Origin of the sequence: Ralstonia pickettii (genome assembly GCF_030582395.1) — a bacterium.
In the GTDB taxonomy this organism is placed as follows: Bacteria; Pseudomonadota; Gammaproteobacteria; order Burkholderiales; family Burkholderiaceae; genus Ralstonia; species Ralstonia pickettii_D.
This window is the reverse complement of the sequence record NZ_CP104381.1, coordinates 187,437-206,850: the sequence shown is the minus strand read 5'-3', so window position 1 is coordinate 206,850 and position 19,414 is coordinate 187,437. Positions and strand designations below refer to the sequence as shown.

At 63.6% G+C, this 19,414-nt stretch carries 22 protein-coding genes; 17 read left to right on the top strand and 5 right to left on the bottom strand.

Annotation, left to right across the window (positions count from 1 at the left end):
* Position 1 precedes the first annotated feature (1 nt).
* Together pcaD and N5B55_RS00905 are read left to right on the top strand one after the other, a co-directional pair.
* Entirely contained in the window at positions 2-841 is an 840-nt protein-coding gene (gene pcaD, locus N5B55_RS00910; RefSeq protein ID WP_304538862.1) for a 3-oxoadipate enol-lactonase, read from the top strand.
* A gap of 319 nt (positions 842-1,160) precedes the next feature.
* On the top strand, positions 1,161-1,418 hold the full coding sequence (locus N5B55_RS00905; protein ID WP_012760982.1) for a BTH_I0359 family protein: 258 nt from the start codon (positions 1,161-1,163) through the stop codon (positions 1,416-1,418).
* 112 nt (positions 1,419-1,530) lie between these two features.
* On the opposite strand, the gene N5B55_RS00900 is transcribed toward N5B55_RS00905, so the two are convergent.
* Positions 1,531-1,923 carry a rhodanese-like domain-containing protein gene (locus N5B55_RS00900; RefSeq protein WP_304538861.1) on the bottom strand — a complete coding sequence of 131 codons (393 nt, stop codon included), beginning with the start codon at positions 1,921-1,923 and terminating at the stop codon, positions 1,531-1,533.
* 151 nt (positions 1,924-2,074) lie between these two features.
* On the opposite strand from N5B55_RS00900, the gene N5B55_RS00895 reads away from it, so the two are divergent.
* The 6 genes from N5B55_RS00895 to N5B55_RS00870 all read left to right on the top strand — a co-directional run bounded on the left by N5B55_RS00895 (position 2,075) and on the right by N5B55_RS00870 (position 8,238).
* Positions 2,075-3,115 (top strand): homocysteine S-methyltransferase family protein, encoded by a 1,041-nt coding sequence (locus N5B55_RS00895; protein WP_304538860.1) that lies wholly within the window; start codon positions 2,075-2,077, stop codon positions 3,113-3,115.
* Positions 3,116-3,165: 50 nt separating this feature from the next.
* Entirely contained in the window at positions 3,166-5,883 is a 2,718-nt protein-coding gene (gene metH, locus N5B55_RS00890) for a methionine synthase (protein ID WP_304538859.1), read from the top strand.
* Between the two features lie 240 nt (positions 5,884-6,123).
* Positions 6,124-6,549: a hypothetical protein gene (locus N5B55_RS00885; RefSeq protein ID WP_065860244.1), complete on the top strand. Its 426-nt coding sequence runs from the start codon at positions 6,124-6,126 to the stop codon at positions 6,547-6,549.
* A 299-nt stretch (positions 6,550-6,848) separates the two neighbouring features.
* A complete protein-coding gene (locus tag N5B55_RS00880) occupies positions 6,849-7,481 on the top strand; it encodes a response regulator (RefSeq protein WP_037027780.1) in 633 nt (210 codons plus the stop codon).
* Between the two features lie 103 nt (positions 7,482-7,584).
* Positions 7,585-8,025: a response regulator gene (locus tag N5B55_RS00875; protein ID WP_012760977.1), complete on the top strand. Its 441-nt coding sequence runs from the start codon at positions 7,585-7,587 to the stop codon at positions 8,023-8,025.
* Positions 8,026-8,097: 72 nt separating this feature from the next.
* The gene (locus tag N5B55_RS00870) at positions 8,098-8,238 is read left to right on the top strand and encodes an entericidin A/B family lipoprotein (RefSeq protein ID WP_012760976.1); all 141 of its coding nucleotides are present in this window, start codon (positions 8,098-8,100) and stop codon (positions 8,236-8,238) included.
* An 80-nt stretch (positions 8,239-8,318) separates the two neighbouring features.
* On the opposite strand, the gene N5B55_RS00865 is transcribed toward N5B55_RS00870, so the two are convergent.
* On the bottom strand, positions 8,319-9,761 hold the full coding sequence (locus N5B55_RS00865) for a sensor histidine kinase (RefSeq protein ID WP_065860310.1): 1,443 nt from the start codon (positions 9,759-9,761) through the stop codon (positions 8,319-8,321).
* 198 nt (positions 9,762-9,959) lie between these two features.
* On the opposite strand from N5B55_RS00865, the gene N5B55_RS00860 reads away from it, so the two are divergent.
* The 3 genes from N5B55_RS00860 to N5B55_RS00850 all read left to right on the top strand — a co-directional run bounded on the left by N5B55_RS00860 (position 9,960) and on the right by N5B55_RS00850 (position 11,293).
* Complete coding sequence (locus tag N5B55_RS00860; protein WP_004633727.1) at positions 9,960-10,133, top strand: DUF1328 family protein; 174 nt, start codon at positions 9,960-9,962, stop codon at positions 10,131-10,133.
* Positions 10,134-10,277: 144 nt separating this feature from the next.
* Positions 10,278-10,703: a DUF883 family protein gene (locus N5B55_RS00855; RefSeq protein ID WP_154206228.1), complete on the top strand. Its 426-nt coding sequence runs from the start codon at positions 10,278-10,280 to the stop codon at positions 10,701-10,703.
* 32 nt (positions 10,704-10,735) lie between these two features.
* Positions 10,736-11,293 (top strand): ferritin-like domain-containing protein, encoded by a 558-nt coding sequence (locus tag N5B55_RS00850; protein ID WP_065860242.1) that lies wholly within the window; start codon positions 10,736-10,738, stop codon positions 11,291-11,293.
* A gap of 136 nt (positions 11,294-11,429) precedes the next feature.
* On the opposite strand, the gene N5B55_RS00845 is transcribed toward N5B55_RS00850, so the two are convergent.
* Complete coding sequence (locus N5B55_RS00845) at positions 11,430-11,753, bottom strand: DUF1840 domain-containing protein (protein ID WP_065860309.1); 324 nt, start codon at positions 11,751-11,753, stop codon at positions 11,430-11,432.
* Positions 11,754-11,927: 174 nt separating this feature from the next.
* Here N5B55_RS00845 and argS point away from each other — a divergent pair, with 174 nt between their 5' ends.
* The 5 genes from argS (at position 11,928) to N5B55_RS00820 (ending at position 17,061) form a co-directional block, all read left to right on the top strand.
* Complete coding sequence (gene argS / locus N5B55_RS00840) at positions 11,928-13,718, top strand: arginine--tRNA ligase (protein ID WP_304538858.1); 1,791 nt, start codon at positions 11,928-11,930, stop codon at positions 13,716-13,718.
* A 60-nt stretch (positions 13,719-13,778) separates the two neighbouring features.
* Complete coding sequence (locus tag N5B55_RS00835) at positions 13,779-14,489, top strand: SPOR domain-containing protein (RefSeq protein WP_304538857.1); 711 nt, start codon at positions 13,779-13,781, stop codon at positions 14,487-14,489.
* Between the two features lie 160 nt (positions 14,490-14,649).
* Positions 14,650-15,306 (top strand): thiol:disulfide interchange protein DsbA/DsbL, encoded by a 657-nt coding sequence (locus N5B55_RS00830; protein ID WP_004633713.1) that lies wholly within the window; start codon positions 14,650-14,652, stop codon positions 15,304-15,306.
* 112 nt (positions 15,307-15,418) lie between these two features.
* Complete coding sequence (locus tag N5B55_RS00825; RefSeq protein WP_178959192.1) at positions 15,419-16,219, top strand: SDR family oxidoreductase; 801 nt, start codon at positions 15,419-15,421, stop codon at positions 16,217-16,219.
* Positions 16,216-17,061 (top strand): helical backbone metal receptor, encoded by an 846-nt coding sequence (locus N5B55_RS00820; protein WP_304538856.1) that lies wholly within the window; start codon positions 16,216-16,218, stop codon positions 17,059-17,061. The genes N5B55_RS00825 and N5B55_RS00820 overlap by 4 nt, the downstream gene beginning before the upstream one ends.
* Positions 17,062-17,126: 65 nt before the next feature.
* On the opposite strand, the gene N5B55_RS00815 is transcribed toward N5B55_RS00820, so the two are convergent.
* Both N5B55_RS00815 and N5B55_RS00810 read right to left on the bottom strand, forming a co-directional pair.
* A complete protein-coding gene (locus N5B55_RS00815) occupies positions 17,127-17,513 on the bottom strand; it encodes an antibiotic biosynthesis monooxygenase family protein (protein WP_009239249.1) in 387 nt (128 codons plus the stop codon).
* 33 nt (positions 17,514-17,546) lie between these two features.
* Complete coding sequence (locus tag N5B55_RS00810; RefSeq protein ID WP_304538854.1) at positions 17,547-18,626, bottom strand: MBL fold metallo-hydrolase; 1,080 nt, start codon at positions 18,624-18,626, stop codon at positions 17,547-17,549.
* Positions 18,627-18,810: 184 nt separating this feature from the next.
* Between N5B55_RS00810 and N5B55_RS00805 the strand changes: the two genes are divergently transcribed.
* A complete protein-coding gene (locus tag N5B55_RS00805) occupies positions 18,811-19,308 on the top strand; it encodes a MerR family transcriptional regulator (RefSeq protein WP_304538853.1) in 498 nt (165 codons plus the stop codon).
* Positions 19,309-19,414: the final 106 nt, after the last annotated feature.

The following is a 19,414-nucleotide window of genomic DNA, read 5'->3' as shown; positions in this document are numbered from 1 at the left end:
CTTGGACGCAAACGCCCTCTCCGCCGCCGGCACGGTGCACGCCAACGACATCGAGATCCACTACCGCACCGACGGCACGGACGGCCCCTGGGTGGTACTGGCGCACGCCCTGGGCGTCGATCACCAGTTGTGGGACAGCATCGCGCAACGCTTGGCCGGCCGTCACCGCGTGCTGCGCTACGACGCGCGCGGCCACGGCAAGACCACTGCCCCCCACGGCGCGTACACGCTGTTTCAGATGGCTGACGATGTGGCCGGGTTGCTCGATGCCCTATCGATTGAGCAGGTGCATTTCGTGGGCCTGTCGATGGGCGGCATGGTCGGGCAGGTCCTCGGGGTGCGGCACGCGCACCGGCTGCTATCACTCACCCTGTGCGACACCGTGTGCCACACGCCCATGTCGGCGCACCCAATGTGGGATGAACGCATTGGCCAGGTCGAAGCACACGGCATGAGCGGCATCTTGGAACCCACAATGCAGCGCTGGCTGACTACGCCGTTCCGTGAAGCCCATCCCGACCTGGTTGAACGCATCCGGGCCTTGCTGCGCGCCACGCCGCCCCACGGCTATGTCGGTGCGTGCCTGGCCATCAAGGCGCTCGACACACGCAGCGCGCTCGCGCGCATTGCCTGCCCGACGCTTGTCATGACCGGCGAGCAGGACACCGGCGCGCCTGTAGAAACAGCGCGCGAAATCGCCTCGCACATTCCCGACGCCCGTTTGAAAGTGATTCCGCATGCGGCGCACCTGGCCCCTATCGAACAGGAGGAGGCCTTTCTCGCCGATCTGGATGAGTTCCTCAGGCACGCGGGATGCGAAACCCAGGTTGACACGCCATGAGGCCTGCTTGCCTTGCCGATAGTTGCAAGCGCCCCGCACACCGCCCGTCGTCCACTGGCCGAATGGCGGAAGCCCGTTTGCTCCTTTCGGTGCAGGCCCGGAAAGATATTGTTACTCGATCCCAACGCACGTCACACATTTCGCCTCGCGTTTGCGAACTTTGTGACCGATCATGAAGCCCAAGGAACAGATGGGGCGGAACGATCATGAGGCGGGAGTTGATCGGCCCTTGAAGTCATGATGGTGGGCCCCATCTACCCGGTGCAGCAGTAGAGCAGTCCCCACAACAGCAAGACAATTGACGCCTCGGAGGTGCACCATGCAAATGATCTACAACAGCGACAACTACTGTGTTGTTGAGTTCGGTGTAGATGGCCAACACGCCATGCTGGCAGCAGGCGGCTACGAGATCGTGGACAAGAACCTCAAACGTGAAATCTTCCTCGGTGGCGAGTTGGCCGAGCATTTCCGCGAAGACGTCAAGAAGCTCATCGCCAGCGAACCCACGGTGGAAGAAGTCGACGACTTTCTCGGCAAATTCGACACGGTGATGACGCAGCCGGTCACGATGCACTGAGGCACTTAGCGGGTCAGACTGCCCGCTGGAACAACCATGAGAAAACGCCCGGAGCTTGGTGCCGCCGGGCGTTTTTCATTTGCCGACCGACTATCGGGCCGATAGTTTCTCTCTAGCACTGCTCCCACGGGAGACCGGCATGACGCCAGCCATTGAGGGTGTTGCGATGGCGCGTGCCGTCCAAATCGCCTTCGAAGCCGTGGCGCACGACGTAGACATCGCGGAACCCGGCTTCTTCCAGCGCGTGCGCAGCGGCCGCGGAGCGATTGCCGCTCCGGCAGATCAGCACGATCGGCCGCTCGTTGCCGTGGCCGGTCAATTTGCGTACGGTCGGCACGAACTCCGGGTTCACTTCCCAGTGCGGGCCGTCATTCCAGGAGACGTGGTGCGCGCCGGCCGGATGCCCCACGAAAAGGTGTTCCATCTCGCTGCGGCAGTCGATAAAGAGGGCGGCAGGCGTACGCTGCAGGAACGCGTGGGCGTCTGTGGGGTCGAGCAGTTGCATGGCGGGCGTCAGAGCAGAGCAATTGGCGTGATGTCGATTATAGAAGCGCGATTGCCCACAACGGCGGCAAGTCATTGATGCGACTGGTAAAATTCGTTTTTGGCCGCAAATTCTGGATATTGACCGGCCGCTGCACCCCGGAGTCCCGCCCATGACCGCGCCCCTGCCCTACACCCGTGCTGCCAACCTGCCCGCGCTGCTGCGCGAGCGCATCCTGATCCTGGACGGCGCAATGGGCACCATGATCCAGCGCTACAAGCTGAATGAGGCGCAGTACCGTGGCGAGCGATTTGCCGACCATCCGATCGATGTAAAGGGCAACAACGAGCTGCTGCTGCTCACCCGCCCCGACGTCATCCGTGAAATCCACGAGCAGTACCTCGCGGCCGGCGCCGACCTGATCGAAACCAACACCTTCGGTGCGACGACCATCGCCCAGGAAGACTACAAGATGGCGGAGCTGGCTTACGAGATGAACGTCGTGGCCGCCCGCCTCGCACGGGAAGCCTGCGACAAATACGGCACGCCCGACAAGCCGCGCTTCGTCGCCGGCGCCTTTGGGCCGACGCCAAAGACCGCCAGCATCTCGCCCGACGTGAACGACCCGGGCGCTCGCAACGTCAGCTTCGACCAACTGCGCGATGCCTATTACGAGCAGGGTAAAGCGCTGCTCGAAGGCGGCGCGGACGTGTTCCTGGTCGAGACCATCTTTGACACGCTCAACGCCAAGGCGGCACTGTTCGCCATCGATCAGCTTTTCGAAGACACCGGCGAGCGCGTGCCCGTGATGATCTCCGGCACCGTCACCGACGCCTCGGGCCGCATCCTCTCGGGCCAGACCGTCGAGGCGTTCTGGAACAGCCTGCGCCACGCCAAGCCAATCACCTTCGGTTTGAACTGCGCGCTGGGTGCTGCGTTGATGCGTCCGTACATTGCCGAACTGGCGAAGATCTGCGACGCGGCCGTCTCGTGCTACCCGAATGCCGGCCTGCCCAACCCGATGAGCGACACGGGTTTCGATGAAACGCCAGAGGTCACGTCCAGCCTGGTCGACGAGTTCGCCTCGGCCGGCCTGGTGAATCTGGTGGGCGGCTGCTGCGGCACCACGCCGGAGCACATCAAGGCGATTGCCGAGCGCGTGGCGAATCGCAAACCGCGCGCTTGGCCCGGCCAATACAAAGAAGCCGCCTGAGCACAGGCCCCACGCCCGTACACCGCCGTCCCCATTCGCATCAAACGATCATGACCGACCACCCCATGCGCCTCTCTGGCCTCGAACCATTCAACATCGGCGAGAGCACCCTGTTCGTCAACGTCGGCGAGCGCACCAATGTCACCGGGTCCAAGGCGTTTGCGCGCATGATCCTGAACAGCCAGTTCGACGAGGCGCTGGCCGTGGCGCGCCAACAGGTCGAAAACGGCGCACAGGTCATCGATATCAACATGGACGAGGCGATGCTCGATTCGAAAGCGGCGATGGTGCGCTTCCTGAATCTGATCGCCTCGGAGCCCGACATCGCGCGGGTGCCGATCATGATCGACTCGTCCAAGTGGGAGGTGATCGAGGCAGGCCTGAAGTGCGTGCAGGGCAAGGCGATCGTCAACTCGATCTCGCTCAAGGAGGGCGAAGAACAGTTCGCGCACCACGCGAAGCTCATCAAGCGCTACGGCGCGGCCGCCGTGGTGATGGCGTTTGACGAGCAAGGCCAGGCCGACACGTTTGCCCGCAAGACCGAGATCTGCAAGCGCAGCTACGACTTCCTGGTCAACAAGGTCGGCTTCGCGCCGGAAGACATCATCTTCGACCCGAACATCTTTGCGGTCGCCACCGGGATCGAAGAACACAACAACTATGCCGTGGACTTCATCGAAGCCACGCGCTGGATCAAGCAGAACCTGCCGTACGCGAAGGTGAGCGGTGGCGTGTCGAACGTGTCGTTCTCGTTCCGCGGCAACGACGTGGTGCGCGAGGCGATCCACACCGTGTTCCTGTACTACGCGATTCAGGCCGGCATGGACATGGGCATCGTCAACGCCGGGCAGCTTGGCGTGTACGAGAACCTCGACCCCGAGCTGCGCGAGCGCGTGGAAGACGTGGTGCTCAACCGCCGCCCCGACGCCACCGACCGCCTGCTGGAAATTGCAGACCGCTACAAGGGCGGCGGCACAAAGCGCGAAGAAAACCTCGCCTGGCGCCAGGAGCCCGTGGAAAAGCGGCTGGCCCACGCGCTCGTGCACGGCATCACCGACTACGTGGTCGAAGACACTGAAGAAGTCCGCCAGAAGATCTTTGCCGCCGGCGGCCGTCCGATCCAGGTCATCGAAGGCCCGCTGATGGACGGCATGAATATCGTGGGCGACCTCTTCGGTGCCGGGAAGATGTTCCTGCCGCAGGTGGTGAAATCCGCCCGCGTGATGAAGCAGGCGGTGGCGCACCTGATTCCTTTCATCGAAGAAGAAAAGCGCCAGATTGCAGCGGCCGGCGGCGACGTCCGCTCGCGCGGCAAGATCGTCATCGCCACCGTCAAGGGCGACGTGCATGACATCGGCAAGAACATCGTCACCGTCGTGCTCCAGTGCAACAACTTCGAAGTCGTGAACATGGGTGTGATGGTCCCGTGCAACGACATCCTGGCCAAGGCCAAGGTGGAAGGCGCGGACATCATTGGCCTATCGGGCCTGATCACGCCGTCGCTTGAAGAGATGGCCTACGTGGCGTCGGAGATGCAGCGCGACGAATACTTCCGCGTGAAGAAAATCCCGCTGCTGATCGGCGGCGCGACGACGAGCCGCGTGCATACCGCCGTGAAGATCGCCCCGAATTACGAGGGCCCGGTGGTGTACGTGCCGGACGCCTCGCGTTCGGTAAGCGTGGCGTCAAGCCTGCTGTCGGACGAAGGCGCCGCACGTTACGTGGAAGAACTGCACGCAGACTACGACCGCATCCGCACCCAGCACGCCAACAAGAAGGCCACGCCGATGGTGTCGCTGGCAGCCGCGCGCGCCAACAAGACGAAGATCGACTGGAGCAACTACACGCCGCCCAAGCCGAAGTTCATCGGCCGCCGCGTGTTCAAGAACTACGACTTGAACGAGCTCGCGCAGTACATCGACTGGGGCCCGTTCTTCCAGACGTGGGACTTGGCCGGCAAATTTCCGGACATCCTCAACGACGAGATCGTCGGCGAATCGGCCCGCAAGGTGTTCTCGGACGGCAAGAGCATGCTGGCGCGCCTGATCGCCGGGCGCTGGCTCACGGCCAACGGCGTGATCGCGCTGCTGCCGGCCAACACCGTCAACGACGACGACATCGAGATCTACACCGACGAATCGCGCTCGGAAGTCGCGCTCACCTGGCGCAACATCCGCCAGCAGAGCGAACGCCCGATCATCGACGGCGTGATGCGCCCGAACCGCTGCCTGGCCGATTTCATCGCGCCCAAGAGCACCGGCATTGCCGACTACATCGGCCTGTTTGCCGTGACGGGCGGCATCGGGGTGGAAAAGCGGGAGAAGCAGTTCGAAGCCGACAACGATGACTACAGCGCAATCATGCTCAAGGCCCTGGCCGACCGCTTTGCCGAAGCCTTTGCCGAGTGCCTGCACGCCCGCGTGCGTCGCGACTTGTGGGGCTACGCACCCGATGAAACGCTGGACAACGATGCGCTCATCCGGGAAGAGTACAAGGGCATCCGCCCCGCGCCGGGCTACCCGGCCTGCCCGGAACACACCGTCAAGCGCGATATGTTCCGCGTGCTCGACGCGCAGGAGATCGGTATGGACCTGACCGAAGCGCTGGCGATGACGCCCGCGGCGTCCGTCTCGGGCTTTTTCATGTCACATCCGGACAGCACCTACTTCACGCTCGGCAAGATCGGCCAGGATCAGGTGGACGACATGATCGCTCGCAGCGGCGAAGACCGCGCCTTTGTGGAGCGCGCCCTCGCCCCGAATCTCTGATTCTGTGACAAGACGTTTAAGACATGGCGTGATCCACACCGTGTCTTACGTCCGCAAACCCTTGCCAACATTGGCTTTGCTGGGGTTTCAAGAGGGGCGATCCTTACATTACAAAGGCTTACACCCCCTAACAGTCGTAACCGGAAGGGCTCCATAGACTGAACCCATTCACTCAACACACACAGAGTGATGCCGCGACGAATTCCTCGCGTGGCAGTTCAGAATGAAAGGAGTCTCTCCATGAACAAGCTGCTGATCTCCCTGTCCGCCATCGCTATTGCTGCTGCTTCGGCCTACGCCAACGCACAAACCCCGTCGGCCGGCGCATCGCTGCAAAGCAACGGCACTGCGGCCGTGGCGCCCGCGCAAGGCAATGCCGGCGTGGGCCTGAAGGCCGATGCGAAGTCGGACGGCGGCGCCAAGGTGGACACCGACTCCACCAAGAGCCAGCTGAACACCAAGGCCGAGCACGGCGCCAAGGCCGCACACGAACACAAGGCCAAGACGGAAGCCGGCGTTGACAAGACCGCCGACAAGGCCGGCAAGTCGGTCAGCAAGACCGAAAAATCGGCAGAGAAGTCGGGCAAGGCCGCGAAGGCAGACACTGCGGCCGGCCTGAGTGCCGACGCCGGCGCCAACGCCGCTACCACAACGCAGACGAAGTAATACGCATCGCGCCGGCCGAGCCGGCGCCATGTGGCCACTCCGGGGCGGAATTCATCCGCCCCGTTTTCTTTGGGCGCCAGGCCTCGGGCACGTAGATTGCTCTTCGGGAGGCATCGACATGTTGCTATTCATGCACATTCCCGAGGTCTTTTATGGAAACGCAGACAAAGCCTTCTCAATCCGCCAGCACGAGGGGGCCCGTTTTGGCGCAACAGTCCGATACAATTGCTGTCGTATCGAACCAACAAGCGCAGCGCACGGAGTCGGGCAACCTTCCCAGTGCGCTCATAAGGAGCAGCATGATTCGCGTCCTGATTGCGGATGACCACGAGATCGTCCGCGCCGGCCTTCGACAGTTTCTGTCCGAAGAGCGGGACATCGAAGTCGCGGGGGAAGCGGCCAGTGGGGAAGAGGTGATGGAGCAACTCCGCACCGGGGCCTTTGACGTCGTGGTGCTCGACATTTCCATGCCCGATCGCAACGGCATCGACACCCTCAAGCTGGCTCGCCAGCGCCATCCGGATCTGCCGGTGCTGATCCTGTCGACCTTCCCGGAAGACCAGTACGCCATTAATCTCATCCGCGCAGGTGCCTCGGGCTATCTGACCAAGGAAAGCGCGCCGGACGAGCTGGTCAAGGCCATCCGCACCGTGTCGCAAGGCCGTCGCTACGTCAGCCCGACCGTGGCCGAACTGCTGATCGGCGGCCTGGAAAAACCGACCGACCAGCCGCTGCACCAGACGCTGTCCAAGCGCGAATTCCAGATCTTCTGCAAGCTGGCGCGCGGACAATCGGTATCGGTCATCGCGGAAGAGTTGTTCCTGAGCGTCAAGACGGTCAGCACGTACCGCACGCGGATTCTGGAAAAGATGGGCATGAAGTCCAATGCCGATCTGACTTATTACGCCATCAAGAACGGCTTGGTCGAGTAAGACCCCGTGGGGCGCCCGAACCCCTTGGGCGCGCCGCAAACCCAACGGGTATGTAGGACAACGCCTGATACCACCTCGGCAACCCGCTGGCTAACATCAACCCATGCTGGATCAAGCCGTCACCCTCTCCGCCCGTGGCCTGCGTGTCCTCCTGATCGAGGACTCCCCTGTGCTTCGTGGCATGGTGTTGGAATACCTCAAGGCCTCCGCCTTCGTGGCGACGGTCGAATGGGCAGACACCGAAGATTTGGCGCTGCGCCTCCTCGGGCAAGGCAATTACGACGTCGTCATCGTTGACCTGCAATTGCGGCAGGGCAACGGGTTCAAGGTCCTTCAAACCTTGCGCGATCAGGCGTCACCCAGCGTGCGCATCGTCTATACCAACCACGCGCAAGTGCCGACCTACCGCCAGCGCTGCTTTGAAGCCGGCGCCAACTATTTCTTCGACAAGTCGCTCGAGCTCGACAAGGTGTTCGAGGTCATCGAAGAGCGCGCCGGCGTGGGCCGCCCCCGCCCGCAGCCCGCGCAGCATTTCCACCCCTGAGATTGTTCGCGCGCGCCGCAAATCCCGCCGCGCTGCGCGCCCAACGCCATTTCTCACCCCAAGGAGCGTTCGATGAAGACCTTGTGTGCCGCACTTGCACTGACGTGTATGTTCCTGGCTGGCTGCAACACCATGGCCGGCGCCGGCAAAGACATCCAGACCGGTGGTCAGAAGCTGGAGAACTCGGCCGACAACGTCAAGCAGAAGATGTAACGCCCGCGTCAGCCACTCCGGCATCAAAAACAAAAGCCCCGCGATGGGGCTTTTTGTTTGGGCAGCACCAGGCGAGCGACCTACACCGTTGCGCCGCCGTGGCCCGGCGCGGGCGCAATACCGCCAGTGAGCGCCTGCATGCCCGACGGTTCGTTGGCCGCACTCCGGTCGAAGACGGCATCGCTGGGAGGCAGCTCAACGATGATCGTCACGCCTCCGCCCGGCATTGAATCGATGACGAGCGTGCCGCCCAGCGCAATGGCGCGCTGCTCCATCCCGAGCAGGCCGTGATGGCCAACCATGCGGCGGCGCTCGATATCGGCAGGGAAGCCTTGGCCGTTGTCGCGCACGCGCAAGCGCACGCCCTCTTCACCTACATCGAGCGCAACCGACACCGTGGTCGCATGCGCGTATTTCGATGCGTTGGTCAGCGATTCCTGCACGATCCGATACAGCGCGATGGCCGCATCGTCGGTCAGCTTGGGCATATCGTCGGGCAGGCTCACTTCCGTATGCCAGCCATTGCGCGTGCCGACGTCTTCGGTCAATTGCGAGAGCGCTTCCACCAGCCCCAGGTTCAGCAAGATGGTCGGGCGAAGGTCTTCGATCAGGCGGCGCTTGATCTGGATGCCCTGATCGACGTGGGCCATCACGCGGGTAATCTTTTCACTCACGGCCGGCTCGCTGCTGTGCACGCGTGAGCGCAGCCAGTGGAGATCCATCTTCGTGGCGGTGAGGATAGCGCCCAATTCGTCGTGCAACTCGCGCGCCAGGCGCGTCTTCTCGTCTTCGGTTACGCGCTGCAAGTGCGCGGCGAGGTCGCTCAACTGTCGCGTACGCTCACGCACCATGCGGTCGAGTTTCTGGCTTTCCTCTTCGGCCATGTCGCGCTCGCGCTCCGTCACGGCAAGGCGCTTGGCGTGCTGCATGCCCAATACCACCAGCAGGATGATGTTGACCGCCGTGATGAGCGCAATGCCGTAGCGCGAGAGGGCCAGGTCGCGCTCGGCGTGTTCAAGACTGCGCGCCACGGTGGCGATCTCACGCTGACGCAGTCGATCCAGCCCCTGTCGCACCGCTTCCATCGACGCCTTGCCGAAATCGGTGCGCACAAGATCGAGCGCCACTTCCAGGTCTCGCTTGCCGTAGATGAGCGTGAGTTCCATCTCGGTGAGCTTGCGGCTCACCTGGAGCGCTGTCTCCGAGAACAGCTTGAGCGCGTCAGGATCGTTGGCGTAGTGATCGCGAATTTCCGCCATCAGCGCGTGGATGTGCGGGATGGCCTTGTTGTATGGATCGAGATATTCGTCCTTGCCCGTGAGCAGGAACCCGCGTTGCCCGGCCTCGGCATTCACCAGTTCGGCCAGCAGTTCGTTGATGGCGGTTTCAGCCTGCTGCGACTGAATCACCTGCCGATAGCCCTGGCTCAGGCGGATGTTGCCCGTCTCTGAGGCAATCAGCACCCCGAGCGTCAGCAGAATGCCGCCGGCGAGCAGCAGAGTGGAGCGCAAGGATGACCGCATGGCATGCAGACCCATAGGAAACGTCAAACCGCCCGACGCGGCGTGCGTTGCGTTTGTGTTTTTTTGGCAATTCGGATGATACCGCGTGGGCGCCCCGGGCGACACTTGGGAAGCACCCGGGTCAGGCACGCAATGTGCGTGGGAGTACGCCGCAGGGCAGTGCCCTGCATCCCATCCATCCGAATCGGAGACGACAACATGCTCAAATGGGCACTCATCTTCGCCATCATCTCCCTGGTGGCAGGCGTGCTGGGCTTTACCGGCATTGCCGCAGGTGCGGCAAGTATCGCCAAGGTCCTGTTCTTCATCTTCGTGGTGCTGTTCGTGCTGTTTCTGGTGTTGGGCGTCACGGTCTTCAAGGCCGTCGATTAGCGGCAATCCAGAGCGGAAGCGCGGCCCGTGTCTTGCTAGCTGTTTTGGGACACGTGGCCCGCTTTTGCACAAGCCGAATCGCACTCAAGACAACCACGCCGCAGGTGTGTGCCGCCCTGCGGCGTCACGACGAGGAGCCTCCCCATGTCACTTTTTGCCAACCATCGCGTCCGCAGTCGGATTGATGAAGTCAACGACCGCGCGCGCCGCGTGATGGACAGCGCCAGCGACGCGGTCGACCACGCCCGCAGCGCCTCTCGGCCCGCCGTGGAAGATGTTCAAAGCCTGCTGCGCTCGCTTGAGGACGCCATCCATACGTTGACGGACGAAGGCAGCGCCGAAGCCGATCGCGCCAGCCGTACGCTTCAGGCGCGTGCCGACCAGCTGCGCCGCGCAGCCAACGAGCGTGCCCACCAGGCCCGCGAACGCATGGACTGGGCACTCGGCCGCACGGAAGAAACCATCACAGCGGCACCGTTCAGGGCGGTTGGCGTGGCCGTGGCCATTGGCGCGGCGATCGGCTTGGTCGTGGCACTGGCCGGCAGCGGCCGTCGCGACGGAAGCGAATAACCCTCTACGCCCATCACCGCAGGAGCAACCACATGAGTCTGACCAACGTCGCCGCCCCCTCGGAAAGCGGCTTTCTCACCGACATCAAGACTTTGCGCGAACGTGCCCGCAAGCACATCGAGGAAGGTGCGGTGACCGAAGATTACAAAGCCGATCGGGAGACCGTGCTACGGCTGCTGAACGAGGCGCTGGCGACGGAACTGATCTGCGTGCTGCGCTACCGGCGCCATCATTTCATGGCCAAGGGCATCAACGCAGAGCCCATCGCAGCAGAATTCCTGGTACACGCGAACGAGGAACAGGCCCACGCCGACAGCATCGCCGCCCGCATCGTGCAACTGGGCGGCGAACCCAACTTCAACCCTGAAGGGTTGTCCACGCGAAGCCATTCCGAGTACGTGGAAGCCGACAGCCTGGTCGACATGATCAAGGAAAACCTGGTGGCCGAACGGATCGCGATCGACAGCTACCTGGAGATGATCCGCTACATCGGCGATCGAGACCCCACCACGCGGCGCGTGCTGGAACAGATTCTGGCCGTGGAAGAAGAACATGCGGACGAACTCTCCGACATGCTGCACGACCAATAAGTCGACCAATAAGGCGACCGCAGCAGAACTGGACACCGGCCGACGCGCCAGCCCCCTCCCCCGCTCCCGGCCTATGTGGCCGGATGCCCGGACCGCCCCGTTTGGCGGCCGGGCATTTTTTTCGCCCGCGCGGCGCTCAGACGCCCCAGAGCACGCTGGATTGTTCGACCAGCGATTCTTCCAGCATGTGCAGCAATGGATACGCACGCTGCCCGAGGTGCGGCGGCTCTTCTTCGCCGTTTTCGTCCACTTCGGACGCTGACAGTTCTGCCACCTTGATATGCGCCTGGTGGGTGTCGTCCTTGATGGCACGCTTCAGGCGGTCGATGGCGTGGGGCATTTCTTCGGGCGTGATGACACCGCGCTCGCCCAGCGTCTTGCCGATCACGCCCAGCAACACCATGGCGAGGTCCTTCTGCATCGAGAATTTTTGCGAAGCGTGCGAAGTAAAGGTGATCATCATGTCTTCGTTTCCCTTGGTTGGGTGGAGCCACGGTTTGCCACGACCGGGGCGGATACGTCTGAGACCGCGGCTCACCTGATAAAATTTCGTACTTTTCCCCGAACAACGCAACTGGCGGCGCCAGGACTGGATTTCAATCCATTTCAGCACTGCCGGCGTCATGGTTTCTTTATGCTGCCCTCCCACAAACAGACGATCGCCCAACTGTTGTCCGACGCCGTCGGCTCCCTGCTGCCCGAGGGCCAAGCCCGACCGGAGATCGTCCTGGAGCGCCCCAAGCAGGCCGCGCACGGCGACATCGCCTGCAACGTCGCGCTGCAGCTCGCCAAACCCCTGGGCACCAACCCGCGCGAGCTGGCCGGCAAGATCGCCGACGCCATCCGCGCCGATGCCCGCGGCCAGCGCCTGGTGTCCGCCGTTGAGATCGCCGGCCCCGGCTTCATCAACCTGCGCCTGTCGGCCGCCGCGCGCGCCGACGTGATTGCCGCCGTGTTTGCGGAAGGCGACCGCTATGGCGCCGCGAACACGCATGATGGCGCGCCGGTGCTGGTGGAATTCGTCTCGGCCAACCCGACCGGTCCGCTGCACGTCGGCCACGGCCGCCAGGCCGCGCTGGGCGATGCGCTGGCGAGCCTGCTCGACTGGCAGGGCCACAAGGTCCACCGCGAGTTCTATTACAACGACGCCGGCGTCCAGATCCACAACCTCGCCGTCTCCGTCCAGGCCCGCGCACGCGGCTACAAGCCCGGCGATGCCAACTGGCCTGAAGCCGCGTACAACGGCGACTACATTGCCGACATCGCCGCCGATTACCTCGCAGGCAAGACCGTACGCGCCTCCGATGGCGAACCCGTGACCGGCGAGCGCGATGTGGAAAACCTCGAAGCCATCCGCCGCTTTGCCGTGACGTATCTGCGCAACGAGCAGGACATCGACCTGCAGGCCTTTGGCGTGAAGTTCGACCGTTACTACCTGGAGTCGTCCCTCTACACCGAAGGCAAGGTACAGCAGACGGTGGACGCGCTCGTCGCTGCCGGCAAGACGTACGAGCAGGAAGGCGCGCTGTGGCTGCGGACGACCGACGACGGCGACGACAAGGACCGCGTCATGCGCAAGTCCGACGGCGCGTACACGTACTTCGTGCCCGACGTGGCGTACCACACAACCAAGTGGGGCCGTGGCTTCACGCAGGTCATCAACGTGCAGGGCAGCGACCACCACGGCACGATCGCCCGCGTGCGCGCCGGCCTGCAGGGCCTGAACATCGGCATCCCGAAGGGCTACCCCGATTACGTCCTGCACAAGATGGTCACGGTGATGAAGGACGGCGCCGAGGTGAAGATCTCCAAGCGCGCCGGCTCGTACGTGACGGTGCGCGACCTGATCGAATGGTCCAACGGCGACGCCGAGAGCGAAGCCGGTGTCGACACCATCCGCGCCTGCGTGGAAGCCGGCGAGCCGAACTGGCCAGCGCGCTTCACGCGTGGCCGCGACGCCGTGCGCTTCTTCCTGCTGTCGCGCAAGGCCGATACCGAATTCGTCTTCGACGTGGATCTGGCGCTCAAGCAGAGCGACGAGAACCCCGTGTACTACGTGCAGTACGCCCACGCGCGCATCTGCTCGGTGTTCGAGCGCGCCGGCGTTGACCCCGCCTCGCTCACCAATGCCGATCTCGCTGCGGTGACGGGCCCGGACGTCAGTCCGCAGGCGACCGCCCTGGTGCAACGCCTGGCCGCATTCCCCGACATGCTGGCCGACGCCGCGCGCGAGCTGGCTCCGCACGCCGTGGCCTTCTACCTGCGCGACCTCGCGGGCGATTTCCACGCGTTCTACAACGCCGATCGCGTACTGGTGGACGATGAGGCCGTCAAGCGTGCCCGTCTGGCGCTCCTGGCTGCCACGCGCCAGGTGCTGCGCAACGGGTTGGCGGTGATCGGCGTGTCCGCGCCGCAAAAGATGTAAATGCCCGCGATCGGGCATCACACGGCGCTCTTATAATCGGGCGCTTCTAGAAGGATCGACATGGCACGCAATACGCAATCTTCCCGTGCCCGCTCGCAACGGGGCGGCACGTTTCTGGGTCTGGTGTTGGGCTTGATCGTCGGTTTGGCGATCGCCGTGGTGGTGGCGGTGTACATCACCAAGGCCCCGGTGCCCTTCGTATCGCGTGGCGGCGCGCAGCCCAAGCCGAGCGAAGCGGGCAACGTGGTCAACACGCTGCCGACCCCGGTACAACCCGCGCCGCAGGCCAGCGCGCCGCAGGCCGCTGACCCCAATGCACCGCTGTGGAGCCGCGTGCCGGCCAAGCCGGTCGATCAGCCCGCTGATCAGAATAATCCGCCGCCCGGAATCACCATCCACCCCGCGCAGCCGGGCTCGGCGCCGCAAACGGCGAGCGCACCGATCGCCAAACCGCCCAAGCCGCCGGTCACGGCTTCCAACGAAAAGCCGGTCACGGACCCGATCGCAGAGATCGCTCGCCAGGATGCCGCCAAGACAGGCTATTTCTTGCAAGTGGGCGCTTACAAATCGTCTGAAGACGCCGAGCGCCAAAAGGGCAATCTGGCCATGCAGGGCTTTGAAGCCAAGGTGACGCAGCGCGAGGTGAACGGCACCACCATGTACCGCGTGCGCCTGGGGCCGTTCAATTCGCTGGATGAGATGACCGCCGTACGCAGCCGCCTGCAGTCGACGGGCGTGGAATCGTCGGTCATCCGCTTCGCTCGCCAGTAACGTCAAGTCGTGCAGCCTGCTGTGAACCCGGCAGGCTGTGATCGGTCAGAAACCTGAGTCTCAGTTACGCTGACAGCGGCATCTGTCGGTTCTGCACTGGATTTCGCTGGTTTTTCCGCTGCTTCGTCCAGTTCGTCGTCTAATTCGTCGTCCATTCACCATGAAAAAACTCGCTGCTTTCCTGATTGCCCTCGCCACCGGCGCCGGCTTCCTGATGACCGCGCCGGCCAACGCCGCGCCCACCGCCGGTAAGGAATACAAAGTGCTGCAAACGCCGCAGCCCGTGCCCGCAGGCAAGATCGAAGTGACGGAGTTCTTCTGGTACGGCTGCCCGCACTGCTACGACTTTGAAAACACCTGGACGGCGTGGGTCGCCAAGCAAGGCAAGGACGTGGTGATCAAGCGCGTGCCGGTCGCCTTCAATGCCAAGCTGGAGCCGCATACCCGCATCTATTACACGCTGGAAGCGCTGGGCAAGCTCGACGCCAAGGACGCAAGCGGCAAGACGCTGCATGACCGCGTGTTCGACCAACTGCACAAGAACTACCGTTCGATGTCCGAACTCGATGACATCGCCAAGTTCATGGCTGCAAACGGCGTCGACGAGAAGCAGTTCCGCGACACCTACAACTCGTTCAGTGTGAACGCCAATACCAAACGCGCCGCGCAACTGGCCGATCAGTACAAGATCGAAGGCGTGCCGACCGTCGTTGTGCAGGGTAAATACACCACGTCGCCGGCAGATGCCGGCAGCAACGTGGGCGCTGCCCAGACGCTCGACTACCTCGTCGACCAGGTGCGCAACCGCAAGATGTGACGGATTGACGCGTTTCCGGGCATTCGCCCGGGCGTGACACCGCCATCGACGCCCGCCCCTGTGCGGGCGTTTTTTGTGCGTCGGCCTTCTTCACACCTACCAGGACATCGACATGAGCGAGATCGTCTTCATCACCGGCGCTTCTAGCGGCATCGGCCAAGCCTTGGCTCGCCAGTACGCAGCGCAGGGCGCAACGATCGGGCTGGTCGCACGGCGTGTCGACGCGCTCCAAGCGTTTGTGCAGACCCTGCCAGCCGCCCTCCAGAGCCGCTGCCACTGCTACGCCGCCGACGTGCGCAGCGCCGATTCAATGCGCGACGCGGCCAACGCCTTTATCGCCACGGCCGGGCTGCCCGATGTGGTGATCGCCAACGCCGGCATCTCGGTCGGCACGGACTTGCGCGAACCCGGCGACCTGAAAGCCTTTGCTGTCGTGATGGACACCAACTGGATGGGCGTGCTCAACACGTTCCAGCCGTTTGTCGGGCCGATGCTGGCGCGCGCCAAGCCTGGGCAGCCCGGCGGCACGCTGGTCGGCATTGCCAGCGTGGCGGGCGTGCGCGGGCTGCCGGGTGCGGCGGCGTACAGCGCCTCCAAGTCGGCGGTGATCAAGCTGATGGAAAGCCTGCGCGTGGAATTCGGCCCGCTTGGGCTGCGCGTGGTGACGATCGCCCCCGGCTACATCCGCACGCCGATGACCGAACACAATCCGTATCCGATGCCCTTCCTGATGCCGGTGGACCGCTTCGCGCTGAAAGCCGTGAATGCGATCCATCGCGGCGTGCGATTCACGGTGCTGCCATGGCCGATGGGCATCGTCGCCAAGCTGCTGCACGTGCTGCCGCGCTCGCTGTATGACTTTGCGTTTGCGCGCGCCGGGCGCAAACCCCGCAACCCCGAGATTTCGTCATGACTTACACCGATGCGGCTGGGCTCGCCCACGCCCCTGTCGACACCACACCGCGCATCGCCAGCCTGGTCCCTTCGATAACCGATCTGCTGTTCTCGCTCGACCTGGGCGATCAGCTCGTCGCCCGCACCGGCTTCTGCATCCACCCGCGCGAAGCGGTGCGCAACGTACCGAAGGTCGGTGGCACCAAGACCGTCAAACTCGACAAGTTGCGGGAGCTGGCGCCCACGCACGTCATCGTGAACATTGACGAGAACACGCGCCCGACCGTCGACAAGCTGCGCGAGTTCATCCCGCACATCATCGTCACGCATCCTTGCGCGCCGGAAGACAATCTCGCGCTGTACCAGCTGCTGGGCGGCATCTTCCGCCGCGAGGCGCAGGCGCAGAAGTTATCGGATGCGCTGACGCAAGAGCTGGAAGCGCTACGCGGCCGCCACTTCCTGCCGCACCGCGTGCTGTACGCCATCTGGCAAGACCCGTGGATGACGGTGTCGCGCGACACGTACATCTCGCGCATGCTCAAGCTCGTGAATTGCCATACGTGGCCGGACGACCCTGCGCCCGTGGAATGCGGCACCGACAAGAGCGGCGATTGTGCCCGCCCCAACCGTCCGGACACGCGCTACCCGACGTTCCGCTGGAGCGATGATGTCGTGCGCAACATCGACTGCGTGCTGCTCTCCACCGAGCCTTACAGCTTTACCGAAGAGCACGTCGATGCGCTGGAAAAACAGATCGGCAAGCCGGTCTACCTCGTGGATGGCGAAATGGTGTCGTGGTACGGCAGCCGCGCGATTGATGGCGTGCGGTATCTGGGGCAATTTGCGAAGACGCTGCGTTAGGGCCAAATCTTCAGGCCGAAAAAAACCCGCCGGTTGGCGGGTTTCTTGTTGGCCGCAGCGATACGTTATCGCTCGAACCCATAGTCGTACTCCACCTTGGCAATGCGCAGGTGGTACGACGCATACCACTGCTCACGCCCCAGCTTCTGGGCGGCAAGGTGGTCGCTCTGGTTCTTCCATTCGCGAATGGCCTCCAGCGACGACCAATACGACACGGTGATACCCGGCCGCCCCTGATCGCCGGCCAGCTCATCGCGTACGGATTCGATGCCGAGAAACCCCGGCATACTGCGGCCCAACTCCACCATGCGGTCGGCCATGGCGCCGTAGCCGTTGTCGCCGTCGGTGCGCGTGGAGGAAAAAATCACCGCGTAATACGGCGCAGTCGGCGTTTGCGCGGGAAACGGCAGGACGACGGCACTGTCGTCGAGAACGTCATGCTGGTCAGCCATGGTCGGCTCCGGTGGAAAGCACGGGTTGTGTGGTTATGCAGCGGCCTGGAATCGAACGATACCGTCCGCGCCGGTTTCGCGCACCAGTTCGCCTTGATGCCACAGCGCATGCAGGTGAGCAAGCGCCTCGCCCATCGCGAAGGTCATCTGGTGGACATCGAACTGGCGTTTGAAGATGACGTTGACGATGTCGCGTGCCGATTGCGGCGCGGCCTTGCACGCGGCCAACGTTTCGGCCAGGCGATCCGCATGGTGATCGCGCAGTTGCCGAATGCGCGTATGCAGCCCCCGGAACGGCCGCCCGTGCGACGGCAGAATCAGCACATCCGCCGGCAGCGGCTCGTATTTGCCGAGCGAATCCAGATATAGCGTGAGCGAATCCGCTTCGGGTTCCAGATCGAACACGCTGACGTTGGTGGAAATGCGCGGCAGGACCATGTCGCCGGAAATCAGCACGTTGGCATCTTCGCTGTAGAGCGCGACGTGCTCGGGCGCGTGGCCGAAACCGGTGATGACACGCCACTTGTGCTCGCCGATGGGGACGACATTGCCGTCCATCAGGCGACGGTACTGGCTGGGCACGCCCGGCACGAGCGTGCTGTAGTAATCCTTGCGGTTACGGATGCCTTCGATGGAGGCCGGGTCGGTCAAACCGTGGCGCTCGAAATGGCGCGCAGCAAATTCGCCGCCGGCATTTGACGCGCCCGTGCCGCCCACCAGCATGCGCGCGAAGGCGTAGTCGCCCAGACTCATCCACAGGCGCACGTTCCAGCGTTTCTCGTCGCCGCCTTCGCACAGCCAGCTCGAGAGGCCCACGTGGTCCGGATGGCAGTGCGTGACCAGCACGCGCAGCACAGGCAGGCCGTCGAGGTGGTTCGCGAAGATCGTTTCCCAGTACCCGCGAATCGCTTCGTGGTTGATGCCGCAATCGATGATCGTCCAGCCGTCCTGCCCATCCTGGCGATCGCGCAGCAGCCAGAGGTTGATGTGATCGAGCGCAAACGGCAGCGGCATGCGCAGCCAGTAGACGCCAGGGGCGACTTCAAACCGCGTGCCGCCTTCGGGCAGCGTGTCGCCAAAGGGATAGTCGAGTTGGTGTTCGAGCGCGTTCATGTGGATGGGGTCTCGGTCGCCGCCTTGAGCTGCTTCGGGGCGGTCTCTGCGATTGCGGTTTGGCGGCATTGACGCTAACGTAAACGTCAATTCGCCGCCGGTCATCCATCTTAAGCGAAAACTTAATGTCGCTGCCCGGCGTGCATGTGTCATCACACCTCTGTCGTTACTCCGTTCCCGCCGTATGTCTGCCTCCACTCCGTCTGCCGCCGCCGCGCTTGCCGCCGATCTTGAATCGGGCGATGCCGGTGCGCTTGCCGACGCAAGCTTCACCATCACCGACCTTGCACGCGAGTTCGAGATCACGCCGCGCGCCATCCGCTTCTACGAAGACCAAGGCCTACTGGCGCCGGATCGGCAGGGCCCGGGCGGGCGTCGCCGGGTGTATTCGGCCGGCGAGCGTACACGCCTGAAGCTGACCCTGCGCGGCAAGCGGCTCGGCCTCTCGCTGGGCGAGATCAAGGAGATCCTGGACCTGTATGAGTCGCCGCGCGATACCGTGCCGCAGCTGGAGCGCTTCCTGGCGTCGCTGGCCCAGCATCGCGCAGTACTCACGCAGCAACTGGAGGATCTGAACGCCCAACTGGCCGAGATCGACCAGCACGAACGCCAGTGCCGACGCCTGCTGGAAGACGCGCAGGCCGGCACGATCAAGCCGACCAAGCGCCGCAAGGCCGCCTGATTCCGCAAATCTACGTAATGGACGGTCATTGACGTTTACGTAAACGTCAATACAATACGCAACACCCTGCTGCACCCTCCCGGCCCCGCGGCGCCCGCCATAAGCG